Genomic DNA, 22,516 nt, shown 5'->3' on the forward strand with positions numbered 1-22,516 from the left:
TTCCCTTCATAAAATAATGGGCTTCTGTCCTATATACCCAATTTATTCTGAAGAAAAACAGCAGGAAAACAGTCTTTCACATGGTAAATCATACCTTGCCAACTGTATGGCTGGTGGTTTGTTTTTCCTTATTTCGGTTCAGCTCTCCTATAAATGATTCTAATGCCTGGTGAGTCCCTTGATAGAGATGAGTCACAACCTTACTTCCCACAACAACCCCATCGCAATAGTCATACAATTGATTAGCGGTCGTAGAACTGGAAATGCCAAATCCTGCATAAATCGGACAATTTGTATAGTGCTTAAGTTGAGAAATTTGTTCTTTAAAGGTTACATCATTTAACTGAGCCTGTTCCCCTGTCGTACCATTTACTGTTACGGCGTAAATAAAACCTTCCGCTCCATCACAAAGCTCTGCCATTCGAGATGGATTGGCCGTTAATGGCACAAGCCTGATCAACACAATCCCTTCCTTATTTAGAGCTTCTTTAAAAACCAATTCTTCTTCAAGCGGTACATCCGGTATAATACAGGCACTTACGGATGCTTCTCTGCACTTAACAGCAAACTGATGGATTCCCAATCTCAACACTGGATTGGCATACGTCATAACAATCAACGGAATCGCGATAGTTTCTTCGGTATTAATCAGCTCATCCAATATATCCGTTAAGGTAACCCCTAGTTTCAGGGCACGTAGTCCCGCTTCCTGAATGCTTGGGCCATCAGCCACTGGGTCAGAAAACGGTATCCCTATTTCGATGGCGGATGCATCTAATTCTTCAAAGTATTTAATGGTCGAAATGAGCTGATGCACACCTCCATCACCAGCCATAATATAGGGAATAAACCCTTTTCCTCCATGCTCTTTAGTATCTGAAAAATGTTCCACCAACTTATTAGGCATGCTCTCCACCTCCCATTACGTTCATAACGGTATCCATATCTTTATCTCCTCTCCCGGATAGACAAATCACTATTGACTGATTTTTTTCCATGCCAGGTGCTCGTTTGACCGCTTCTGCTATCGCATGCGAGCTTTCCAACGCAGGAATAATCCCTTCCTTTCTTGTTAAAAGTTTAAAAGCTTCCAATGCCTCATCATCTTGTATAGATGTATACTCCACTCTGCCCTCATCCTTCAAAAAACAATGTTCCGGTCCGACTCCCGGATAATCAAGTCCCGCCGAGATGGAGTGCGCTTCCTCCACCTGCCCAGCGTTATCCTGTAAAAGATACATGAGTGCACCGTGTAAAATTCCCTTTTCTCCTTTTGAAATGGAAGCAGCATGCTCTTTCGTACCTAATCCCTTGCCAGCGGCCTCCACACCAATTAAAGAAACCTGATTATCCTCTAAAAACTCGTAAAACATGCCAATCGCATTACTGCCTCCCCCAATACAGGCAATAATTTGATCCGGTAATCTATCCTGTAATGCCAGGAATTGCTCCCTTGTTTCCCGCCCGATTACAGATTGAAAATCTCGCACGATCTGCGGGAAAGGATGCGGACCCATAACGGAACCCAATAAATAATGAGTATCCTCAATATGACTGACCCAATAACGCAAAGCTTCATTTACGGCATCCTTCAATGAACGGCTTCCCTGCTGAACGGATACTACCTTAGCACCTAACAATTCCATTTTCAGTACATTTGGCTTTTGTCTCTTTATATCTTTTTCTCCCATAAAAATAACTGCTTCTAACCCAAGCAAAGCACAAGCAGAAGCGGTCGCGACTCCATGCTGACCGGCACCTGTTTCTGCCACTATCCTCTTTTTGCCCATCGCCTTGGCAAGTAACGCTTGGCCCAGCGTATTATTTATTTTATGAGCACCCGTATGATTCAAATCCTCCCGTTTAAGGTAAATTCGGGCGCCACCTAAATGATTGGTTAGATTTTTCGCATAGTATAACGGAGTTTCTCTTCCTACATAATCTTTTAACAGCAACCTATATTCAGTGATAAATGCCTCATCCTGAGTTATGGTTTTATACGCTTCTTCTAATACAAGCAAAGCAGGTATTAATGTTTCCGGTACAAATCTACCCCCATATTCTCCATATCGCCCAGTTGCATCTGGATATTCTTTTACATTAATCACTTGATTTCCCCCTCTTTTGTCATTTTTATAAATTCATAGATTCTTCGTGTGTTTTTTCTCCCATCTATCTCCACACCGCTGCTGACATCTACCATATATGGATTTACAACATTAATCGCAGTACCTACATTTTCAAGATTCAAGCCACCCGCAAGAATGATGTTTGGGAATTTATGACCCAGTCCTCTTGCCTTCTCCCAGTCAAACGTGACTCCGTTTCCGCCTCTATATTCTCGAGCTGCAGCATCCAACAAAATATAATCCGCATGCTGCACTTGCCTAATATCTAAATCTGCTTGATTGGATGCAATTCCTATGGATTTAATAATCGGTAAGTTTACCTCCAAATAATCCGCCGGGTTTTCTTCTCCATGAAGCTGAATTGCTGTCAATCCACAATCCTGTGCCACTTTTTTCACCCTTTCAACTTCTTCATTGACAAAGACACCAACCTTCCAGCTCTTACTATCCAGTTTAGATATGATGTATTTTGCTACTTCTGGTGTAACCCTTCGCTTACTTTCAGCAAACATAAATCCCAATGCATCCGCACCTGCTTTTTCAGCTGTCAGCGCATCCTCCATTTTTTGGATTCCGCAGATTTTCACCTTCACCGGATGGTCCTTCTTTCGATTTGTTTTATCTCTTGTATGAAAAGATCGGGATCTTGATGTTTCATTAATGCCTCTCCCATTAAAATCGCATCTGCCCCTGCATTGGCAACACGCAGACAATCATCCAAATTCCTGATACCACTTTCACTTATAACGATGATGGAAGGGTCTTGGATTAACTTGATTAAACGTTCAGTAACAGCTAAATCTGTACTAAATGATTGAAGATTCCGATTATTTATGCCAATAAGGTTTGGCTGCAGGGACAGAGCTATCTCCAAATCGTCTTCATCATGTACTTCAAGTAACACTTCCATACCAAGATGGACAGCATACTCATATAAAGCAGTTAATTTTGGTGGTGATAAAATTCTCACAATCAGCAGGATCAAATCTGCACCTGATAAAAAAGCTCGATTAATCTGAGTTTCTTCCAATATAAAATCTTTACATAAGACTGGCAGATTGATATGACTGCTTACAGCCTGCAAATCTTCAAAACTTCCGTTAAAGTGTTCTTTATCCGTCAAAACAGAAATAGCATCTACACCTCCATCCACGTACTTATTAGCTATCTCTATAGGATTGGCGAGAGCATGAATGACTCCTTTTGAGGGAGATGACCGTTTAAATTCAGCAATCACTCCAAGTGTCGACTGACTTTTGACTCGCGCAGTAAATGATCCGCTCACTGGTTTATCTTTAACGCTACCCGGTATTTCAATTGCTTTTAAACTATTTAGTTCTTTTCTCTTCTGTTCCACGATCTTTGTTAAATAGGTTGGCATACACCCTCGGCTCCTTTCTTGTTATCCCGCCCTCTAACTTCAAGTAATTTCTTAAAGACAGCACCCGAATCAATTAATTCAGCAGCATACACGACACCCTCCCGAATCGTCGGAACTTTCTCTGAAACAAATAAGCCAATGCCTGCATTCAGGAGGACGGCATCACGGCATGGATTCTTTTCCCCCTCGAAAATCTCAATCATTTTTTTAGCATTTTCAGCCGGTCCACCACCGGCTAAATGAATATTGTCTGATACGTTTAATCCAACATCATGGGGATGAAGGTTTTCTTCTGATATCTTTCCATTCTGAACGAAGTATAGTTTGTTTTCACCAGCTAACGAAGCTTCATCCATATTTCCTGCTCCATGGATGATGGCAGCCCTCTTTCTGCCTGCTTTCAACAATACTTCTCCATACAAACTTAATAGCTTTTCCTCATACACACCAACCACTTGATAGGTTAATTGCACGGGATTTGTCAAGGGTCCGATTGCATTAAAAATCGTAGGAATTCCCAGTTGCTTACGGACAGCAGCGATCCTTTTTAATTTAGGATGGATATGACTGGCATTCAAAAAAACTAAATTAGACTGATGAATAGCTTCCCTCGCTTGTTCCATTTGATTGATCGTATTAATGCCCAATGCTTTCAGAACATCCATACTGCCAGATTGACTCGTCATATTTTTATTTCCGTGCTTAACCATGTTGATTCCTGCACTTGCCAAAACAAATGCCGAGGCTGTACTGATATTAAAACTGTTGCTCTGGTCACCTCCAGTTCCACAATTATCCATCGCATCAGGGATATCCCCAAGCTGGTGTGTCGACTCCTTCCGAATGATTTCTGCGATAATATGCAATTCCTTACTCCCATATCCCTTCAATCCAATCGCCATCAAAAATGCTGCCAGTTCCGCTTCAGAAACAGCTGGACTTAGCATTTGATTTGCAGCATCCGCAATCTCATCCTCTGATAAACTCTTACCTTTACTTAATTCTAAGAGATACTCATTCATGGACGACCGTCTCCTTCAAAGTTATTTGCAGAAAGTTAGATAGAATCGTTTTCCCAAATGGAGTTCCAATCGATTCAGGATGAAACTGTACACCATATAAGGGATATTCCTTGTGGCGAACAGCCATAATTTCATCGTCCTCCTCAGATTTTGCGATAATCTTAATCTCTTCAGGAAATGGGTCTGTTTTTATAATGAGAGAATGATATCTCATCGCCTGAAAACTTTGAGGGAGATCTTTAAAAATCTCATCTCCTCTATGAATGATTCTTGAAGTTTTACCATGCTTGATTTGTCTCGCTCTGCAAACCGTAGCACCAAACACCTGGCCAATGGCCTGATGACCGAGACATACGCCTAAAATAGGTATTCGGCTGCAGAAATGTTTAATCAATTCAGTACATATTCCACTCTCTTCCGGTCGTCCGGGTCCGGGAGACAGGACAATGGATGTTGGTGATAATTGATTTATATCCTGAATCGTAAGGGAGTTATTTCGTTTAACCAGTACATCTTCTCCTGATTCCAATAAAAGCTGATAAAGATTATACGTAAATGAATCAAAATTATCGATAAGTAAAATCATGGATTCCAACCTCCTTAAACCCTGCTTTATAAAGTGTTTCATACCATTCATTCTCTGGATTGGAATCGTAGACAACGCCGGCACCTGCCTGGATATGGATATGCTGATCTTTAATCACAGCCATCCTGATTGCCAATGCCAAATCCAACTCTCCTCCATAAGAGACAAAGCCAATTCCTCCGCCATATGCCCCTCTTCTTTCTTGCTCAGCTTCTGTAATCAGCTCCATTGCTCTTAACTTTGGGGCACCTGAAACTGTGCCAGCTGGCAGACAAGCTTTAATGGCATCCATTGGATGAACTTCTTCCTTTAATACACCTGCTATTTCCGATACAAGGTGAATCACATTTTTAAATTTTTCAATCTCCATATACCTTTTGATGTCTATACTATGCGGATTGCAGATTTTCCCCAAATCGTTTCTAGCTAGATCCACCAGCATGATATGTTCTGCCTTCTCTTTCTCATCCTCTTTAAAGCTGGACATTTGCTCTTCGTCTTCACTAAGATTTACCCCTCTTGGCCTGGTACCCGCAATTGGATTGGAATAAATGACACCCTGATTGATTGCAATCAATCGTTCAGGTGAACAACCCACTAATTTATAGAATCCAAAATCAATATGAAAATGGAACGTTTCGGGATGGTCTTTCTTTAATTTCTGGTAATAATCTTGTGAATCTCCTGTAAATAAACCGGTCCAACGTTGTGATAAAACGGCCTGAAATATATCACCGTTATTAATTTTTGATTTTAATGAGGTGACTAATTCCATAAATTCTTCCTTATTCGTATTGCTTTTAATACCATGAATCACATACTCTTTATTTTCAGTTATTTTACCTGACAATGATAATTTTTCACGAAAGGATTGCATGGTTTCTATTAACTCTGCCTCTGATTGTTCACCTTCATAATCTAAATGGAGATGGCTGCATTCGGAAAAATCGTCACCACTGTAAACAAAATAATCGGTATGATAAAGAAAGTGTAAATCCGGAATACCAACTGGATTCTTTTCCGGTGGCTTCATATTTTCAAAGTGAAAACTATACGAATAGCCTGCAAATCCAATGGCTCCACCTTTAAATGGAAGATCAGGATAAAGAGATGCATCTATATCAAGTGAAGCTTTTATAAACTCATGCGGATCGTTCACTTTCTTTGCCATTTGACCACCTTGAATAAAAAAGGTTCCATCAATATCCGTCTTTATTTCTGCATATCGATTAAAGGCGATAATTCTGTTTCTGCTGCCACTTGGAGAAGGGAACTCAAGCAAAGCCTTATATGGATCAGTAATTCCACTTATAGCCTCAAGTTTTTTCTGTTCATTAGCTGTCAGGTGTACCCTGATAATGGTCGGTTTTCTCATGTAATCCCCCCTGAAAATAAAAAAATCCTCCATAAGCAAATAAATTGCTTATGGAGGACGTATGATCGTGGTGCCACCCCCGTTGGATCTCTTTCAGATACTCGTTATGGAATGATTCCATCATTTGATATCCTATCCTTTTAACGGCGGAATCCCGTATTCCCCTACTAACCATTCAAGGAATCACTCGAAAGCCCATTCACATAAAGTCTGCATACCGGTTCTCACCCACTCCGGCTCTCTGTAGTGCCATACATCTATGCTACTCCTCTTTCTTAACGTTTATTTATTTAATTTTCACCATACAAAAAGGGCCTCACTTCCCCTATTAAAAAGGACGAGAGACCCGCGGTACCACCTTCATTGAATGCCGAAATCAGCAATCCACCTCAAAACAGCTGCTGTCATCAACAACTAACTGTCAGCCCATAATAACGATCGGCTAAACCGGCCTAAGCATACTGTTTTACTCACGTTCTGCCCGGCAACTCCGAAGTCCATTCACAAATGAAAATGTACCGATTCCCACCACCCATCGGCTCTCTAAAACTTTTTCAAATGCTACTACTCTTCATCAACGCATTCATTGTTTAATTTGTTCTTAACATTAAATTAAATATTTTGAACTGTCAATATATTTTGTTAATTTTAGGTAAATAGATGTGTTTAAATTTCCTATATTTTATAGAATGATATGTTCATAAAAAGAAGTTGTTTTTTTACCTCAGAATTCAGTATTAGTTTATCTATTAGTATAAACAACTATTTCCTATATTTAATCGATTATCACTCTTCTGATGAAAACTCAAAGTCATATAGGAAGGTGGCAGTACATGCTTACAAAAAAGAGTGCAAATTCAGTACGAATTTGACACTCTTTTTAGTAAATTTCACTTGAATAATAAATCATTTATTATTCATTTATCATCTATATTTTTTAATGTGTTTCGATTGTCGCATCAAATCTATTTTCGCTTGATATTTCTTTTTTATTTATTTAATTAAACCTCATCCTTCAAGCAATAAAGATTCCGGATCTTCAATTAATTTTTTGACATTTGCAAGGAAGCTAACTGCTTCTGCTCCATCGACAATACGGTGATCGTAGGATAAGGCGATATACATCATTGGGCGAACTTCGATTTTATCATCTTCAACAGCAATCGGACGTTTTTTTATACCATGCATACCCAGGATACCTACTTGAGTACCATTTAGAATAGGAGTAGACATTAGCGATCCGAAAACACCGCCATTTGTGATTGTAAAGGTTCCGCCTTGTAAATCTGACAGAGCCAATTTATTATCACGAGCTTTTTTTGCTAAACTGCCTATTTCTCTTTCAATTTCAGCAAAATTCATACGGTCTGCATCTCTGACCACTGGAACAACCAAACCTTCAGGAGCAGAAACGGCAACTCCAATATCATAATATTTTTTGAGAAGCAGCTCATCACCTTGAATTTCAGCATTTAAAAGTGGATATTTCTTAAGAGAACCCACAACTGCTTTTGTAAAGAAGGACATAAATCCTAATTTCACATCATTCTCTTTTTGGAATGCATCCTTACGTTTATTACGTAAGTTCATAATATTGGTCATGTCTACTTCGTTAAATGTAGTCAGCATCGCTGTATTATGCTGTACCTCAACTAAACGTTTCGCTATCGTTTGACGTCTACGAGACATTTTCACACGTTCTTCCGGTTTACCAGAAGCCGGTGCAGGTGCTGCTTTTTTAGCTTCCGGTTTTGGAGGCTTAGGTGCAGGCGCACTAGGTTGTGCTTGTCCATTAAAGGATTCCACATCTTGTTTACGTACTCTGCCAAGAGGATCAACTGTCGGGATTTCATTTAAATCAATCCCTTTTTCTCTCGCGAGTTTACGTGCAGATGGAGATGCTACCGGTTTATTTCCCTTTTTCACTTCTATCAGTTCTGGAGCTGGAGCTGCTGCTTTTGGCTCTTCTTTCACTTGTTCTTTTGGAGCAGGTTCTTGTTCTTCACTCTGTGCAGGCGTTCCATCAGCATCTACAAGCGCAATTGCTTCACCAACAAGAACTGTATCTCCCTCTTCTTTTAATTGCTCTGTCAAAACTCCTTCATAGTCGGAGATGATTTCAACATTCACTTTATCTGTTTCAAGCTCTACGATATATTCACCTTTTTCAACCTTTTCACCCGGTTGTTTAAGCCATTGTGCAATTGTTCCCTCTGTAATTGATTCCGCTAATTCTGGTACTTTTACCTCTGCCATCTCTATATTTCCTCCTCTATTCGCGAGTTAATGCGCTGTTAATAATACGATTTTGTCCTTGTTTATGAATAGTTGGATCTCCCTCTGCAGGACTGGATCGTCTTCTTCTGCCGATGTAATCAACTTTAACCCCTTCTGGTGCTGCAATTCTTAAACGTGGCTCTACGAAATTCCATGCGCCCATGTTTTTTGGTTCTTCCTGTACCCATACAATCTCTTTTAAATTCGGGTACGAAGCAAATAATGCTTGAACCCCTTTAAGTGGGAATGGATAAATTTCTTCAATTCTTACGATGTGAAGCCAATCAAGATTTTCTTGAGCTTCAATAGCCTGAGCCAAATCAATCGCAATTCTGCCTGTACAGCAAACGATTCTTTCCACGCTGTCTTTTTTGGTTCCTAAGCCCGGCTGTTCTATAAAGGATTTGAATTCACCCTCACTCAGTTCTTCAGGAGCACTCGCAACAATCGGATTTCTCAGCAAGCTCTTCGGCGTCATCAATACCAGTGGGCGCACTTCTTCTTTTCCTAAAATAGCTGCTTGTCTTCTTAAAATATGAAAGTATTGAGCTGCTGAACTTAAATTAGCTACAGTCCAGTTATTCTCCGCTGCCAATGATAAATAGCGCTCCAAACGTGCACTGGAATGTTCCGGTCCCTGGCCTTCATAACCATGAGGCAATAGCATAACTAAGCCGGATTTTTGGCCCCATTTCGCTCTGCCTGCAGCAATAAATTGATCAAATAATACTTGAGCAGTGTTGGCAAAATCACCATATTGGGCTTCCCATAAAACGAGCGTATCCGGAGATTGTACATTGTATCCATATTCAAACCCAATAACAGCTGCTTCAGACAATGGACTGTTATGAACCGCAAAAGAAGCTTTTGCACCCTCAAGTCCATGTAATGGTGAATAGGTTTCTCCCGTTTCACTGTCATGTAAAACAATGTTTCTGTGAGCAAATGTACCGCGCTCTGAATCCTGTCCAGTAAGACGAACCGGTGTACCATCCTGTAAGATACTTGCAAAAGCTAACGCTTCAGCCAAAGCCCAGTCTACTTTATTTCCTTCGTTCAGGGCATCCTGTCTTCTCATAAGGATTTTATCCAGTTTATTAAATACCTTAAAGTTCTCAGGTCGTTTTAAAAGTTCCGCATTTAGCTGTTTTAATACGTCAAGCCCTACTTTGGTATCTACCTTTGGAATCCCGGATTCAATAATCTTTGGAACATCCGCCGCTTCAAGTGGAGAATCTTCCTTAGCACCCACTTGATTATAGTAATCTTTCAACATATCAAAATGATGCTGTTCTAAACTAGAAACCTCTTCTTCCGTTACAAGTCCTTCTTGAACCAGTTTCTTAGCATACACCTCTCTTGGTGTAGGATGCTCATGCACCATCTTGTACATTTTTGGATTTGTTGTCATCGGCTCATCCATTTCGTTGTGCCCATAACGTCTATATCCAATTAAATCGATTAAAAAGTCTTTTTGGAAGGTTTGGCGATATGAAATAGCTACATACGCTGCAGCCAGGACAGCCTCAGGATCATCTGCATTGACATGGATAATTGGGATTTCATACCCTTTTGCCAGGTCACTTGAGTATCGAGTAGAGCGGGAATCACGGCTTTCTGTTGTAAATCCAATCATATTATTCGCGATAATATGAACAGTTCCTCCCGTTTGATATCCATTAAGGCGACTTAAATTCAAGGTTTCAGCCACAATTCCCTGCCCTGGGAAGGCTGCATCTCCATGAATAATAATTGACATACTGGAGTTTGAATCCTGAACAGGGTATCCTTTTCGGCTTCTGTCATCCTGTACAGCTCTTGTGTATCCGTTTACGATTGGATTGACAAACTCCAAATGACTTGGATTATTGGCCAACGTGATAATTGCTTCTCTCGTATTCTCTTCTTTTATTTTTCGATCTGCACCCAAATGATATTTCACATCACCTGTCCATCCAAACGTAACACCGGTGGATCCTTCAGATGGTACCAATTCTTTATTAGGCGCATGCTGAAACTCAGAGAATATATTTTTGTACGGTTTACCCAGTACATGAGCCAGTACATTCAATCTACCTCTGTGTGCCATTCCAATATTGATAGAAGTAGTCCCGCCGCGAACAGATTTTAAAACCAATTCATCAAGGAGTGGCACTAAAGAATCTACACCTTCAATAGAAAATCTCTTTTGCCCAACAAAGGTTTTATGTAAGAATCTCTCCAATCCATCCACTTCAGTTAAGCGCTTCAACAAATTTTTCTTTTTAGCTGCAGAAATCTCAAAATCAGAAGCTGTTTGTTCAACCATTTGTGTAAGCCACTTTTTCTCTTCCATGTCATGGATATGATCGAATTCAAAAGCAATTGTCCTTGTATATAAAACTTTCAAATATTCGATGGCTTCATGGCCATTTTGAATGTGTCCAGGCAAAACATCACTGATCAGAGAAGCTGGCATCGCTTTCAAATCATCAGTGGTTAAATCATATTTACCCAATCCTAAATTAATATCTTTCTTTTTCTTACTATACAACGGATAAATATCAGCGGCCAGATGTCCGTTTGTTCGAATATCCTCAGCCAATTTAACAGCCTGTGATACTTTGTACATCATCTGTGCTGTGAATTGTCCGTCTGAAATTTCCTTACGTTGATTACCCCTTGTTTGTTCGGTCTCCTCTAATGTTGGAGATCCCCACTCTTCAAATAATCTCACCAAATCCGGATCCACTTGCTCTGGGTCCTGTAAAAAAACTTCGTACATTTCCTGGACGTAACCCAAGTTTGGCCCCTGAAACTCTAGCCAAGGGTTTGTTACAGGTGTATCAAGTTTCATTATGAAATCCCCCTGTTTTACATTGTTTTGCCTTCATCCTGCGACTGAATAATATATAATAATAATGTTTATAAAAAAGTCGGAAGGATAAAACATTTCCGACATTATTCTACCATGTTTTGGTGTTTATACTCAAAGGTTTGCACTTAATTTAACTAGAAAATCAAAACTTTCTAAACTATCAGCTATTATAAAATAGTAAAAAAGATGAGTTGTTATATAACCAGCTCACCATCCGGATTAATTCCAAATTGAATCATGCACGTTTCACATACCCCATCGTATCCTATTCCTGAAAGATTTAATTAGAGGTCGGATTCGATAGATCCGTATACAAACTGCAAAATGAGTATTTCTCTAGCCCTTGCTTCGAAAAGGTATGGACAGAGGAGCTGATATAGCCCTTCCCTCTGTTATATTCACTATGCCTCTCCTCCTCCCTTACCATCTGGAATCCTTTTACAATGATGCTTATGCATTCAAAGGGTATAAAAAATAAAAAATAATAATCTACATAATATTTTTATAAATCACTTTAAAATTGTATAGGTTGATTGTATAAAAAAACAGCAACCCCTCCAAAAAAGGGATTGCTGCTAGTACATTGCTATTTATGTGTTGCCTTTACTCATCATATCTAATATTCCATTTTGTGGCAATTCAATGATAAAGTGAGTTCCTTCAGGACAGCTTTCAGCAATGGATATCGTACCTAAATGCTCTATTATTGTTTTCTTAACAAAAGGTAACCCCAAACCCATTCCCCGCTTATCTATTGAGATAAAGGGATCAAATACACTTTCCCAATTAGCTGTCGGAATACCTTTCCCTGTATCTGTGAAATGAATTAGAATTTGTTCATTTTTTAATTCTGTTGTAATCGTTATTTTCTTATTCGCTCGATCTTCTGGCATAGCCTCCACACTATTCTTGATTAAGTTAATGAAAACTTGCCCCAAATTTGTTCTATTCACATAGGTAATTAATGGTTGATATTTGTTCTGAAACTCAATGTTTACCTGATTCGTACGCAACATTTCAGAAGAAAGGTTAATAGATTCCTGAATAACATCTACTAGGTTTTCCTTTTTTAAGACTATATTGGATGACTTCATGTAATCTTTAAAATTATTGGTTAGTTTACCCAGATGTTCCGAAGACTTTTGAATCATATCCAATGTTCTCTTATCTGCGTCATTTAAATCACCACTAAGACTAAGAAGACTAGAAAAACTCTTGATAATTTGGTTGGTATTTTTCACCTCATGGATTAAACTCCCTGCCAAATTTCCAGTATAATCAAGCTTCTTTTGTCGTTCCATCAATTGGTAGTAACTTTCTTTTAGACTGGTGTTCAATTTAACATAAAAATGAAAAATCGATATTGAGAATATAATTACTCCAATACTACTCGTTATGGCACCCATAGCGGAAGAAAAATTGAATAAGCCCAGTAAGATTAGCCAAATAGAAGCTAAAGAAATGGCTGTTAAAAGGTTTCTAAAGCTCTGGTTAGATATTTTTCTCGAAATCAAGTAGACAAGGAAGACGAAGATGATAAAACCAAACATATGGGCAATGAATATCCATCCTAAAGGTCCATATACTGGATAATAAAAACTGGTTGAAGCAGCTTTTTCTACAGTCAACCCACTAATCCCTAAGTTAGTTAAGTTGATAACATATAAGACCCCACTCCAAATTGTAAAGAAAATGAGTGATTTCTTAGTAATCAAAATCCGAGAAATCCTCAACAACCAATGGGAATCTTTTAACAAAGTAGGCTGATCCTTTATGATTGTGTATGCTAAATAAAGAACAATTGGCACTCCAAAGGTAGGCCCTATTCGTAGTACTTTAAATAGTATTAGAATGGTGCTTTCAGAGAAAGTATCTAAAAAATATAAACTTCCAATATCAAGTTGCCAAATTGTAATAAAGGACAAGTATAAAAAGAGACTTGATGATAAACTTGAATTGTTATACATACTTTTAATAACAAAAGAAACAAGTAATGGACTTAAACCAATGCTACATACTAGTAGACCGATAATCATTTACCTTCGCACTCCGTTGTTGGATTATTAGGTATGTATTTTTGAATATAAGCACAAGCATTATTCCCACCATGTCCATGATTGGTAACAGCTACTTCATTAATTTCCTGATATCTTGTTTCAGTTACAATATTCATATCTTCATAGCCTTTTTTTGTTGTCCTTATAGTAGGTGGGATAAAATTATGTTCTACACTCAATAGTGAAGATATAACTTGTAAGATTCCGCTGGCCCCAAGAGGATTTCCAAACATACTCTTAATTGAGGTGTATGGCGTTTGATGGTTAAATAACTCCCTTGAGCACCTTTCTTCTATACGATCATTTACCTGGATTCCAAGTGCCTGACTGTTGATATAATCCGGGGAACGACCATTTGTTATTTCTTTTAACGCACTAACCAATTGTTCTCCAGTTTCATCCGTACTATAAATGTAAATACCATCATTATTCGAGATAGCGTCTACAAATTCCCCTTTGATAGAAGCGCCACGATGAAGTGCATCTTCTTCTCTTTCTAACACCAGAGCACCAGCAGCTTCAGATATCGCAAACCCTTTACTGTCTTCCTGGAATGGTACAGCTCCCTCTTTCATTTCTTGATCCAGTGGCAACACCCGTGTTCTAGCAAATGCATAAGTGACCGTTCTGTCAATGGAACTTTCCGTTCCACCTACTATAGCTACATCAATTTTACCTGACCTTAAATATAGTAAAGCGGATTCGATTGCTTCCAGACTGGAAGTGCAACCAGTAGTAATGGTTCTAGTTATACCTTTTGCACCTAAAAAGTATGCAATGGATGAAGTAATGCTATGATAATTAACATAGTGAGGGAATGTAACCGGCACTTTTTTATATTCATCATTATTGATGTGTATAACAGAGTCCTGGAAGGGCCTTTCCGTAATTGAACCAAGTGAAGTACCAAAGAATACTCCAACTTTTTTTCCTTCTAGATCTATGCCTGCTGATTCCAGTGCCTCTTTCCCCGCTGCGATTCCTAATTTAGACACTTTAGGCAATCGCTTGATTTTTCTATCTTTCTCCAATTCTTCCAATCCATTACGGATTATTCCTACTATATTAGATTCATTTTTGTACCCCTCATCTTCCAATAATTCCAATGAGTTGACACCTTGTTGTAAATTATATAAAAATTCGTCAATATTTTTTGTATTTGGAGCTATTACCCCGTAACCGCTAACTACTATTTTCATGTCATCTTCCGCCTCAGCTGAGAATATTTACCTATAAAGTATAACAGAAAACGATTTGTATTGACTATAGGAAAAATTAATTGAAAAAAATGTTGGAATAGCGCGAATAATTAAATTTATTGCCGATTTAATAGGCGCGCCTATTTATTGTCATGATTCCCTATATTAACAGATGGTTTTTTAGGCGGTACTAGATATCATATGATTATTACAAGTACATCATTTTCTCCAAATAAAATAACTTATGCTTATTAATAGATCAATGCCTAATACTAACGACCACATTTTGAAAATAGCTAATAATGCCTCCGTTCTGGTTGGATCATTTATCAAAAATATGATACCCAGTAATAATCCAGCTCCGATGCAATAAGCTAGAAGATGTCGTACCCATCCTTTAAAATAATGTTTGGCATACTCAAGCCCAACCCTTTTGATAGGTTTATCTCCTTGCTTTACTATATAATATTGAAATCTTTCATCTGCCCATTGAATCATACTTTTGCCAAACGCAATGGATATACCGATATATACAGCTGAAATGGCATGCGCCTTTGTTGCGGTTGCCCCGTTATACAAATCTATCCCCGTAATAACCAGTAATATCACATCAACAACAGGTGTCATGGCCAAAAGAAATAAACCAAGTTTATCTTTTTTTACTATATATCTAGTTATTAAGCCCACTATAATAAACACCCAAAACAGTATTTCACAAGCTACAATACTCCAAGCAATCGCATTCATTTAATTCTCCTTTTCTAGTTTTACGCCTGCGTAAAATCTATCTATTATGATAAGTCAAATGATGACGTAACTTGACATGCAAGCTTACTTTAAAAAGTTTGTTTTAAAATACTGTTTATGTTCCTTGATGTAATTGAGGATCCTCAACTCAAAAAATTTATCTTAGCCTGACTTATAGGTGTAACATCTCTTTTAATCCAGTATTCATAAGCTCTATACTCCCAGTCCCTTTGATTTTGACACTATGGTCATTCAACTTTAAATCCAAAAAAAAAGAAAATGATATATCACATACTTATGTATTCTTTAAACTGTTGAATTCCCCTCCTAACATTTTGCAAATAATGTAGAAAGCAGTCATGAGTCCTAATAGTCAGAGACAAATTTCGAGTAATACAGTTTACTAAAAATAAAAAGCTGCATTCCATAAAGTACGGAATACAGCCATATCTTGCTTCAAAGCATAAAAACCTTATTAGCTTTTACTTTTTCAGCTTCCAATTAGATTCAATAATCTTAATTCTTATTAAGTGACTATTAGAAGAATACTTTTATACTTGCCAGGATCGTAAGCACACCTACAACAATAACGAACACGTTGCTCATTTTTCCTCTATATTTAGCTAATACAGGTACTTTACGAATTGCATACATTGGTAATACACATAAGATAGCTGCTACTAAAGGTCCGCTGAGGGTATCAATTAGACCAAGAATACTTGGATTTGTATAAGCAACATACCAACATGTTAGGACGACAAAAACTAGAATGGATGTCTTAATTGTTTTTTCTTTTATATTTTTTCCACGCGCTTTACTAGTAGCAATCATCATGTCACGCATAACCTCATAAGCTCCTACATAATGACCAAGGAAAGACTTTGTGATGGCCACGAATGCAATAATAGGAGCTGCAATAGCGATTACTGGCGAACCAAGCTCATTAGCTAGATAAGAAAGAATGGATAAATTCTGTTCTTTTGCCGCGACAAGATCATTTGGAGTTAAACTCAAGACACTGCTCCATACAAAGAACATAACTACAGCGAATGTCATAATATAACAAACTTTTTGTATTTGGGCACATTTGGCATCAGTCGCATCTCTTCCATAGGTTGCCCTCTGTTTCATAACGAAGGACGATACGATAGGAGAATGATTAAAAGAGAATACTATAATTGGCAATATCAACAATATCGTTCCTAAATATCCCGACCCTGATGAAGCAGAAGAAATACTTGAAGCAGTAAAAATCGACGTATTCCATTGTGGAATCAAAGATATGGCGATAAACATCAAAGAAGCTATGAATGGATAGACTAACATACTCATTACTTTTACTGTAATATCTTGTCCAAAATTCAGTATAACGATAAGACCGAGCACCAATACAAGCGACAATATGGCCCTTGGAGGCTCGCTCATATGTAATTGATTCACCATAAAGCTACTTGCCGTATTTGTAAGTGCAACAGAATACATTAGTACAATCGTATAAATGGAGAAGAAATATACTATATTAAAGATGATACTTGCCTTATTTCCGAAATACTCTCTTATAGTACCTGTAATTCCTTCATCAGCTGAATTTGAAGCAGCTATCATTTTAGCAAGTGCCCTATGCGAGTAATACATGACAGGAAAGGCAAGTAAGGTAATTAACAGTAAAGATATTAAACCACCTGAACCTGCGTTTATGGGTAAAAAGAGTACACCCGCTCCAATGGCTGTACCAAAAAGGCTCAAAGTCCAGGTAGTATCTTGTTTATGCCATTTACTGGAGTCTGGAAAATTTTCTTTCACTGAAATATCTTCAACTGGTAAATCGAGTTTTTTCGCTGTATTTCCATCCATAATAAAATTCCTCCTATTATATACCCTTGGGTTTCCCTTAAAGGTTGTAAATATGGAACAACATTCCTTTAAAATTAATTACTTACCAGATTAACACAATCTGAATGGATAAAACTTGATTACAAGATCCTCTTTTATAATGATCAACTTCATTGAATCTCCATAGCGCCCATTCTAAGATGTCTGTTAGCGTTTACAAAATATATAAAAATAAAAAGGTATAGAATGATATTTCAATAAGATTAATAACACTATCCTCTTGCAAGGGTTTTCATTTTTATCTAAAATTTTGAAATCGCATTTATTTTAACTCTCTATCAAAAAAGTTATCACTTCGGATGTATCCTGCTGTAAAACAATAATTGACCAATTCCTAATAGGTTAAGGTTAAATAAATCCGACTCTTGATACACCACCTTTAGCATAATTTGGAAAAGCATAAGGTAATACGGTACCGCAATCTGCTAGAGAACGAACCTTTATAAGTGTTCATTCTACTCTGGAAATCTATTAAATAAATTTCCAATAAATTATTACAGTAGTTATTATTTACTACTGGCTCAAAGTATCACATATATGGATTAATATGTCAATATAAATTAATAAAAACTTATTTCTATAAAAATTTATTATTAGTATGCCTATACGTCTGTTATAATCATTAGTATAAAATACATAAATTGGATATCACTGTAATTTTAGACAATGATTATCAATCATTTCGAGGTTTATTTAAAGCGCTTTCTTTTGCCATATATTTTAAAGATTAAAGATATTCCACTGAAAATTAGTTTCGTATAAGGAGGATTACTTAATTGGATAACGAACTATTTCGACACTATCAAAATATAATGAATTATTTTGGAGACATTTTGGGATCTAATTATGAATTTGTATTACATATTTTAAATCCAGATGGCGGTTCTCATATCGGACATATTGTTAATGGGGATTTAAGTGGAAGATCCTTAAACGCAACATTGACTAACTATGCAAAAAAGTTAATCAACGAAAAAGTTTATTTAAACAAAGAATATGTTGTAGATTATGTTGGAGAAGGCCCACAGGGTAAAAAATTCCGTTCATCGACTTTGTTTATAAAAGATCATAAAGGTCAATTACAAGGACTTTTATGTATTAATTTTGATGCAGACGTTTATCGGAAAGTCGCAAAAGATGTATTAAAGCTGGCTAATCTAAACTTTGACATAAAACATATTGAAATGAAAACTGAACAAGAACAGCCTGTCGAAAAACTTCAGGACCATGTAAGTACTATCATATATACAGTAATCGACAAAGATATACTAGAATCCGGTGCCCAATTATCACCTGAGCAAAAGAAACTTGCTGTTTCAAAATTAAAAGAATATGGGATATTCGATATTAAAGGCACAATAAGTGAAGTTGCGGAAATAATGGGCATGTCGGAATCAAGTGTCTATCGTTACCTTCAAATGGTAACCCGGAACGAAAAAATAGTCCGGATGTAAAAAATGCCGAGGATTGAATTAAATAAGCTGTAGAGTCTGAGAATTTAGACTCTACAGCTTATTTTAAGGATTCATTGATTGAGTTCTTCAGTGCATCAAATCTGTTACATCGTACGGGAAAATATATGTCCACCAAATCTTGGCTAGATTGATTTCCTAATGGATGTATAACATGATCCCAATTACTCCCACTTACCCAATTTTACTCCTGGAAAGTTATATTTTTATCATGCTCCTATTAGTACAGCTTTTGATAATGCTACTGGATGAACCCTTTTAGTTATGTGCGTTCCAATTTTGCGTAAGAAGAATTTCAGGTTTTATCTTTCTATTATGGATCCCATACCCGTTTGTACTATACTAATAACGAAACAAAATACCAAAGGAGGAGACCTCATCATGAACGTAATAATGAAAACCTTATTATCTCACCGCTCCATCCGATCTTATAAAGACAAAACAGTAAATGATGAACAATTGGAACAAATCATTCATGCTGTCCAAGCTGCGCCCAGCTGGATAAATGGACAACAAGTTTCCGTTATTGCAGTTAAAGACCCTATGAGGAAGAAAAAGTTTGCAGAGCTATGCGGCGGGCAGAAACATATTGAAGAGGCCCCTGTATTCCTCGTATTCTGCTCAGATTTTTATAGAGCTTATCTATCCAGCAAAATCGAAAATACACCATTTGCTGTCCCAGAAAATATTGATACATTATTGGTCGGGGCTACTGATGTAGGAATTGCTCTAGAAGCAGCCATTACAGCATCCGAATCATTAGGCCTTGGGACAGTCTGCATTGGCGGTATACGGAGAAATTTAGACGAAGTCATAAAAGAGCTCAACCTACCACCATATGTTCTGCCCATTGCCGGCTTATGTATCGGCTATCCAGCAGAAGATCCGGGATTAAAACCACGCCTCCCACTTAAAGCTGTCTTTCATAGCGAAACCTATCAGCATGATCTACAAGAAGAAATTGAAGCTTATAATCAAATATACTCAGATTATCTATCAGAGCGTACAAAAGGTAAACAGACTGGTTCCTGGACAAAAGCGGTAGCCAGCTTTTATAGCAAAATTTATTATCAGGGTATTGATGAAGCAATTGATAAACAAATGCTGAAAAGTCATAATAAAAAATAGATATTAATCAAAAAGGAAGAGAAGCTTAATACGCCTCCTCTTCCTTTTTGATTTTATACTCTTTAGTAAGTGATACGATATAAAATTCTCTTGGAATTTTTAAAGATTCAATCTCTTTAATCGTTTGGTTAAATGGGGAAAGAAGTGATGAAATTCTTAATTTATAAGAGTAGGCCAAGCACTAAGCCCAACCTTCTTTTCCGATTTATTATATTAAAGTTTAAATTTGTTAACTAAATGATTTAATTCTTCTCCTAATTTAGCCAATTGTTCGGCACTATCTTTTACTTCTTCCATAGAATGTCCAGTTTGTTCTGTAGCTGCAGAAGTTTCTTCAATGCCAGCAGAAGATTCTTGACTAATGGCTGCCATATCTTGAATGGAATGATTCATGGTTAAACTGTCAGATACCACTTCTGTTAAATTCGAAGAGATACCTTGTATGCCTTCAACCATAGATGCTACAGCCAGGTTAATTTCTTTGAATGTATGACTTGTTTTTTTGATTTGCGATGTACCCCTTACTACTTCTTCTGAACCTTTTGATAACGAAATCACAAGGTCTTCAAATTGACTTTGAATGTCTTTCACAATGAGAGTAATGTCTTTTACAGATAAAGCCGTTTGACCAGATAGTTTTTTAACTTCATCGGCTACTACAGCAAATCCTCTACCTGCTTCTCCTGCTCTAGCTGCTTCAATCGCTGCATTTAAAGAAAGTAGATTTGTTTGTTCTGCAACAGTATTGATGACTACGACAAGTTGTGAAATCTCCAGTGATTTTTCATGCAGAGCTTCCATTTTCTTGACGGCATCATTTACAACGGTATTGATGTTTTCCATTTGTTGACTGGATGCTTCCATTAATTGAGTTCCGTCATTTGTCATAAGTAAAACTTCCTTAGAAGAGGCTTCAATTTCTTTACCATAATGGTCTGCTTCTTCTACTTTGACTGCAAATGTATTCGTGATACATGCGATTTCAGCGGATTTAGTAGCTAATTGTTCAGAACCGGAAGATAACTCTTGCATAGTAGCAGAGATTTGTTCAGAACCGGAAGATACTTCTAAAGCTGATTGAGTGAGTCCTTCACTATGATTTGCAACTGTTTCTGAAACTCTGGAAATGTCACTTAGAATATTTTTCAACTCTTCTTGTAATTGATTCATAGCTAATGCCAAGTGACCAGCTTCGTCAGTTCTATCAACAACAAACAATTCATTTGTTAAATCACCTGCGCTAATAAGTTTCAATCTCTCAACAATTCTTTTTATTGGAGCTACAGTTGATTTTATAGCCGTATAAGCGATTAACACGATGATAAGTATTATTAATAACGTAAAAATTACACCGACTAGACGAGCACTATCTCCATATACAACTGTTTCGTTTCCTAACTCTTTAATCTCTTTTTCACGATCAGTCGCTACTTCTTTAAAGCCACTAATTAGTTCACTTTCTAATGGCTGAATTTGAGTTGTTAAAATTTCGATTGCTTTTTCTTCGTTATTATTGTCTACTTCCTCAAGCACTTTATTGCTTAGAGTACCCCATTCGACCTTTTTATCTACCAGTTCTTTTACCTTATCTGATTTAGTTGATTCTAATAACTGAGTTTCCAAAGAAATACTTTCTTCCACACCAGATTCGAATTCTGTTCGATATTTTTCATCCTTCGACAACAAATACCCGTGTAAAAGGCTTGTTCTCTCGGCCATATTACCTGCGATTTTTTCATCTAAAATGAGTAAATTTAACTGCTCATCTACCGTATATTCTACTTTGTCATTTATACTTCCAAACGCTAAGTAACTGTAACCAGTTGATAAAATAACCATTACTACTACTAAAGAAAAGCCAATAGTTAGTTTAGTAGTCAAGCTCCATCCATTTGATAAAGATCTTAGAGATTTCATGTTGTTTTCCCCTTTTATACAATTTTTAAAAAAAATTTAATCATACTCTTAGTAATAAGAAAGTGTATGACACTTTCAGTCTCCAAAATAACAATTAACGTTCATTCTCAGTCTCATATAATAAGCTACTTCTGCTTTGATCATCCTTTAGTAAGGGTTAGATTCTTATTAACGGAAAGTGGCAATCTATCTAGTGCCATCATCATCTATCAGATGGTTGATTTATTAAAAGGTTAATTTTATAAATGGAAGGATCATAATTATGTTCTTTAACCTTCTTTCAAAACCATATAAAAGAGATCCACCTTGGCAAGTGACCACCTTTCTAATTTCTATTAGTCGTTTATCTATACCATTCACGAGTGCATAGGATTATTTATCTTACATAGCTTGCTAAGTACATCAATCAACAAAACTATATAGGCTTAATTAGATAATTCGCTCTACCTTTTCTTTTTTATTATGAAAAACATCCT

At 37.1% G+C, this 22,516-nt stretch carries 16 protein-coding genes and 2 other annotated features; of the genes, 2 read left to right on the top strand and 14 right to left on the bottom strand.

Features of this window, described 5'->3' with window-relative positions:
- Positions 1 to 88: 88 nt before the first annotated feature.
- The 13 genes from trpA to AC4G3K_RS00700 form a co-directional block, all read right to left on the bottom strand.
- Entirely contained in the window at positions 89 to 907 is an 819-nt protein-coding gene (gene trpA / locus AC4G3K_RS00640) for a tryptophan synthase subunit alpha (protein ID WP_491132117.1), read from the bottom strand.
- A complete protein-coding gene (gene trpB / locus AC4G3K_RS00645; RefSeq protein ID WP_491132643.1) occupies positions 900 to 2,105 on the bottom strand; it encodes a tryptophan synthase subunit beta in 1,206 nt (401 codons plus the stop codon). The genes trpA and trpB overlap by 8 nt, the downstream gene beginning before the upstream one ends.
- Positions 2,105 to 2,722 carry a phosphoribosylanthranilate isomerase gene (locus tag AC4G3K_RS00650; RefSeq protein ID WP_491132118.1) on the bottom strand — a complete coding sequence of 206 codons (618 nt, stop codon included), beginning with the start codon at positions 2,720 to 2,722 and terminating at the stop codon, positions 2,105 to 2,107. The genes trpB and AC4G3K_RS00650 overlap by 1 nt, the downstream gene beginning before the upstream one ends.
- Positions 2,719 to 3,510, bottom strand: coding sequence for an indole-3-glycerol phosphate synthase TrpC (trpC, locus tag AC4G3K_RS00655; protein ID WP_491132119.1), 792 nt, complete (start codon positions 3,508 to 3,510; stop codon positions 2,719 to 2,721). Before trpC ends, AC4G3K_RS00650 begins: the two co-directional genes overlap by 4 nt.
- Positions 3,495 to 4,532, bottom strand: coding sequence for an anthranilate phosphoribosyltransferase (gene trpD, locus AC4G3K_RS00660; protein WP_491132120.1), 1,038 nt, complete (start codon positions 4,530 to 4,532; stop codon positions 3,495 to 3,497). The genes trpC and trpD overlap by 16 nt, the downstream gene beginning before the upstream one ends.
- Entirely contained in the window at positions 4,525 to 5,118 is a 594-nt protein-coding gene (locus tag AC4G3K_RS00665) for an anthranilate synthase component II (RefSeq protein WP_491132121.1), read from the bottom strand. Before AC4G3K_RS00665 ends, trpD begins: the two co-directional genes overlap by 8 nt.
- Entirely contained in the window at positions 5,099 to 6,493 is a 1,395-nt protein-coding gene (locus AC4G3K_RS00670; RefSeq protein ID WP_491132122.1) for an anthranilate synthase component I family protein, read from the bottom strand. Before AC4G3K_RS00670 ends, AC4G3K_RS00665 begins: the two co-directional genes overlap by 20 nt.
- Before the next feature lie 50 nt (positions 6,494 to 6,543).
- Positions 6,544 to 6,781 (bottom strand) — a binding site (T-box leader).
- Between the two features lie 42 nt (positions 6,782 to 6,823).
- Positions 6,824 to 7,080, bottom strand: a binding site (T-box leader).
- A 421-nt stretch (positions 7,081 to 7,501) separates the two neighbouring features.
- Positions 7,502 to 8,749, bottom strand: coding sequence for a 2-oxoglutarate dehydrogenase complex dihydrolipoyllysine-residue succinyltransferase (odhB, locus tag AC4G3K_RS00675; protein WP_491132123.1), 1,248 nt, complete (start codon positions 8,747 to 8,749; stop codon positions 7,502 to 7,504).
- A 16-nt stretch (positions 8,750 to 8,765) separates the two neighbouring features.
- A complete protein-coding gene (sucA, locus tag AC4G3K_RS00680; protein ID WP_491132124.1) occupies positions 8,766 to 11,606 on the bottom strand; it encodes a 2-oxoglutarate dehydrogenase E1 component in 2,841 nt (946 codons plus the stop codon).
- Between the two features lie 611 nt (positions 11,607 to 12,217).
- A complete protein-coding gene (locus tag AC4G3K_RS00685) occupies positions 12,218 to 13,663 on the bottom strand; it encodes an ATP-binding protein (RefSeq protein ID WP_491132125.1) in 1,446 nt (481 codons plus the stop codon).
- The gene (locus AC4G3K_RS00690) at positions 13,660 to 14,883 is read right to left on the bottom strand and encodes a beta-ketoacyl-[acyl-carrier-protein] synthase family protein (protein ID WP_491132126.1); all 1,224 of its coding nucleotides are present in this window, start codon (positions 14,881 to 14,883) and stop codon (positions 13,660 to 13,662) included. The genes AC4G3K_RS00685 and AC4G3K_RS00690 overlap by 4 nt, the downstream gene beginning before the upstream one ends.
- 219 nt (positions 14,884 to 15,102) lie before the next feature.
- On the bottom strand, positions 15,103 to 15,630 hold the full coding sequence (locus AC4G3K_RS00695) for a hypothetical protein (RefSeq protein WP_491132127.1): 528 nt from the start codon (positions 15,628 to 15,630) through the stop codon (positions 15,103 to 15,105).
- A 537-nt stretch (positions 15,631 to 16,167) separates the two neighbouring features.
- Positions 16,168 to 17,484, bottom strand: coding sequence for an aromatic amino acid transport family protein (locus AC4G3K_RS00700; protein WP_491075362.1), 1,317 nt, complete (start codon positions 17,482 to 17,484; stop codon positions 16,168 to 16,170).
- Positions 17,485 to 18,299: 815 nt separating this feature from the next.
- Here AC4G3K_RS00700 and AC4G3K_RS00705 point away from each other — a divergent pair.
- Both AC4G3K_RS00705 and AC4G3K_RS00710 read left to right on the top strand, forming a co-directional pair.
- The gene (locus AC4G3K_RS00705; RefSeq protein WP_491132128.1) at positions 18,300 to 18,977 is read left to right on the top strand and encodes a helix-turn-helix transcriptional regulator; all 678 of its coding nucleotides are present in this window, start codon (positions 18,300 to 18,302) and stop codon (positions 18,975 to 18,977) included.
- 399 nt (positions 18,978 to 19,376) lie between these two features.
- Entirely contained in the window at positions 19,377 to 20,123 is a 747-nt protein-coding gene (locus tag AC4G3K_RS00710) for an NADPH-dependent oxidoreductase (protein ID WP_491132129.1), read from the top strand.
- 213 nt (positions 20,124 to 20,336) lie between these two features.
- Here AC4G3K_RS00710 and AC4G3K_RS00715 read toward each other — a convergent pair whose 3' ends face one another.
- On the bottom strand, positions 20,337 to 22,040 hold the full coding sequence (locus tag AC4G3K_RS00715; RefSeq protein ID WP_491132131.1) for a methyl-accepting chemotaxis protein: 1,704 nt from the start codon (positions 22,038 to 22,040) through the stop codon (positions 20,337 to 20,339).
- Between the last annotated feature and the right edge of the window lie 476 nt (positions 22,041 to 22,516).

The organism is Bacillus sp. z26 (assembly GCF_058313635.1).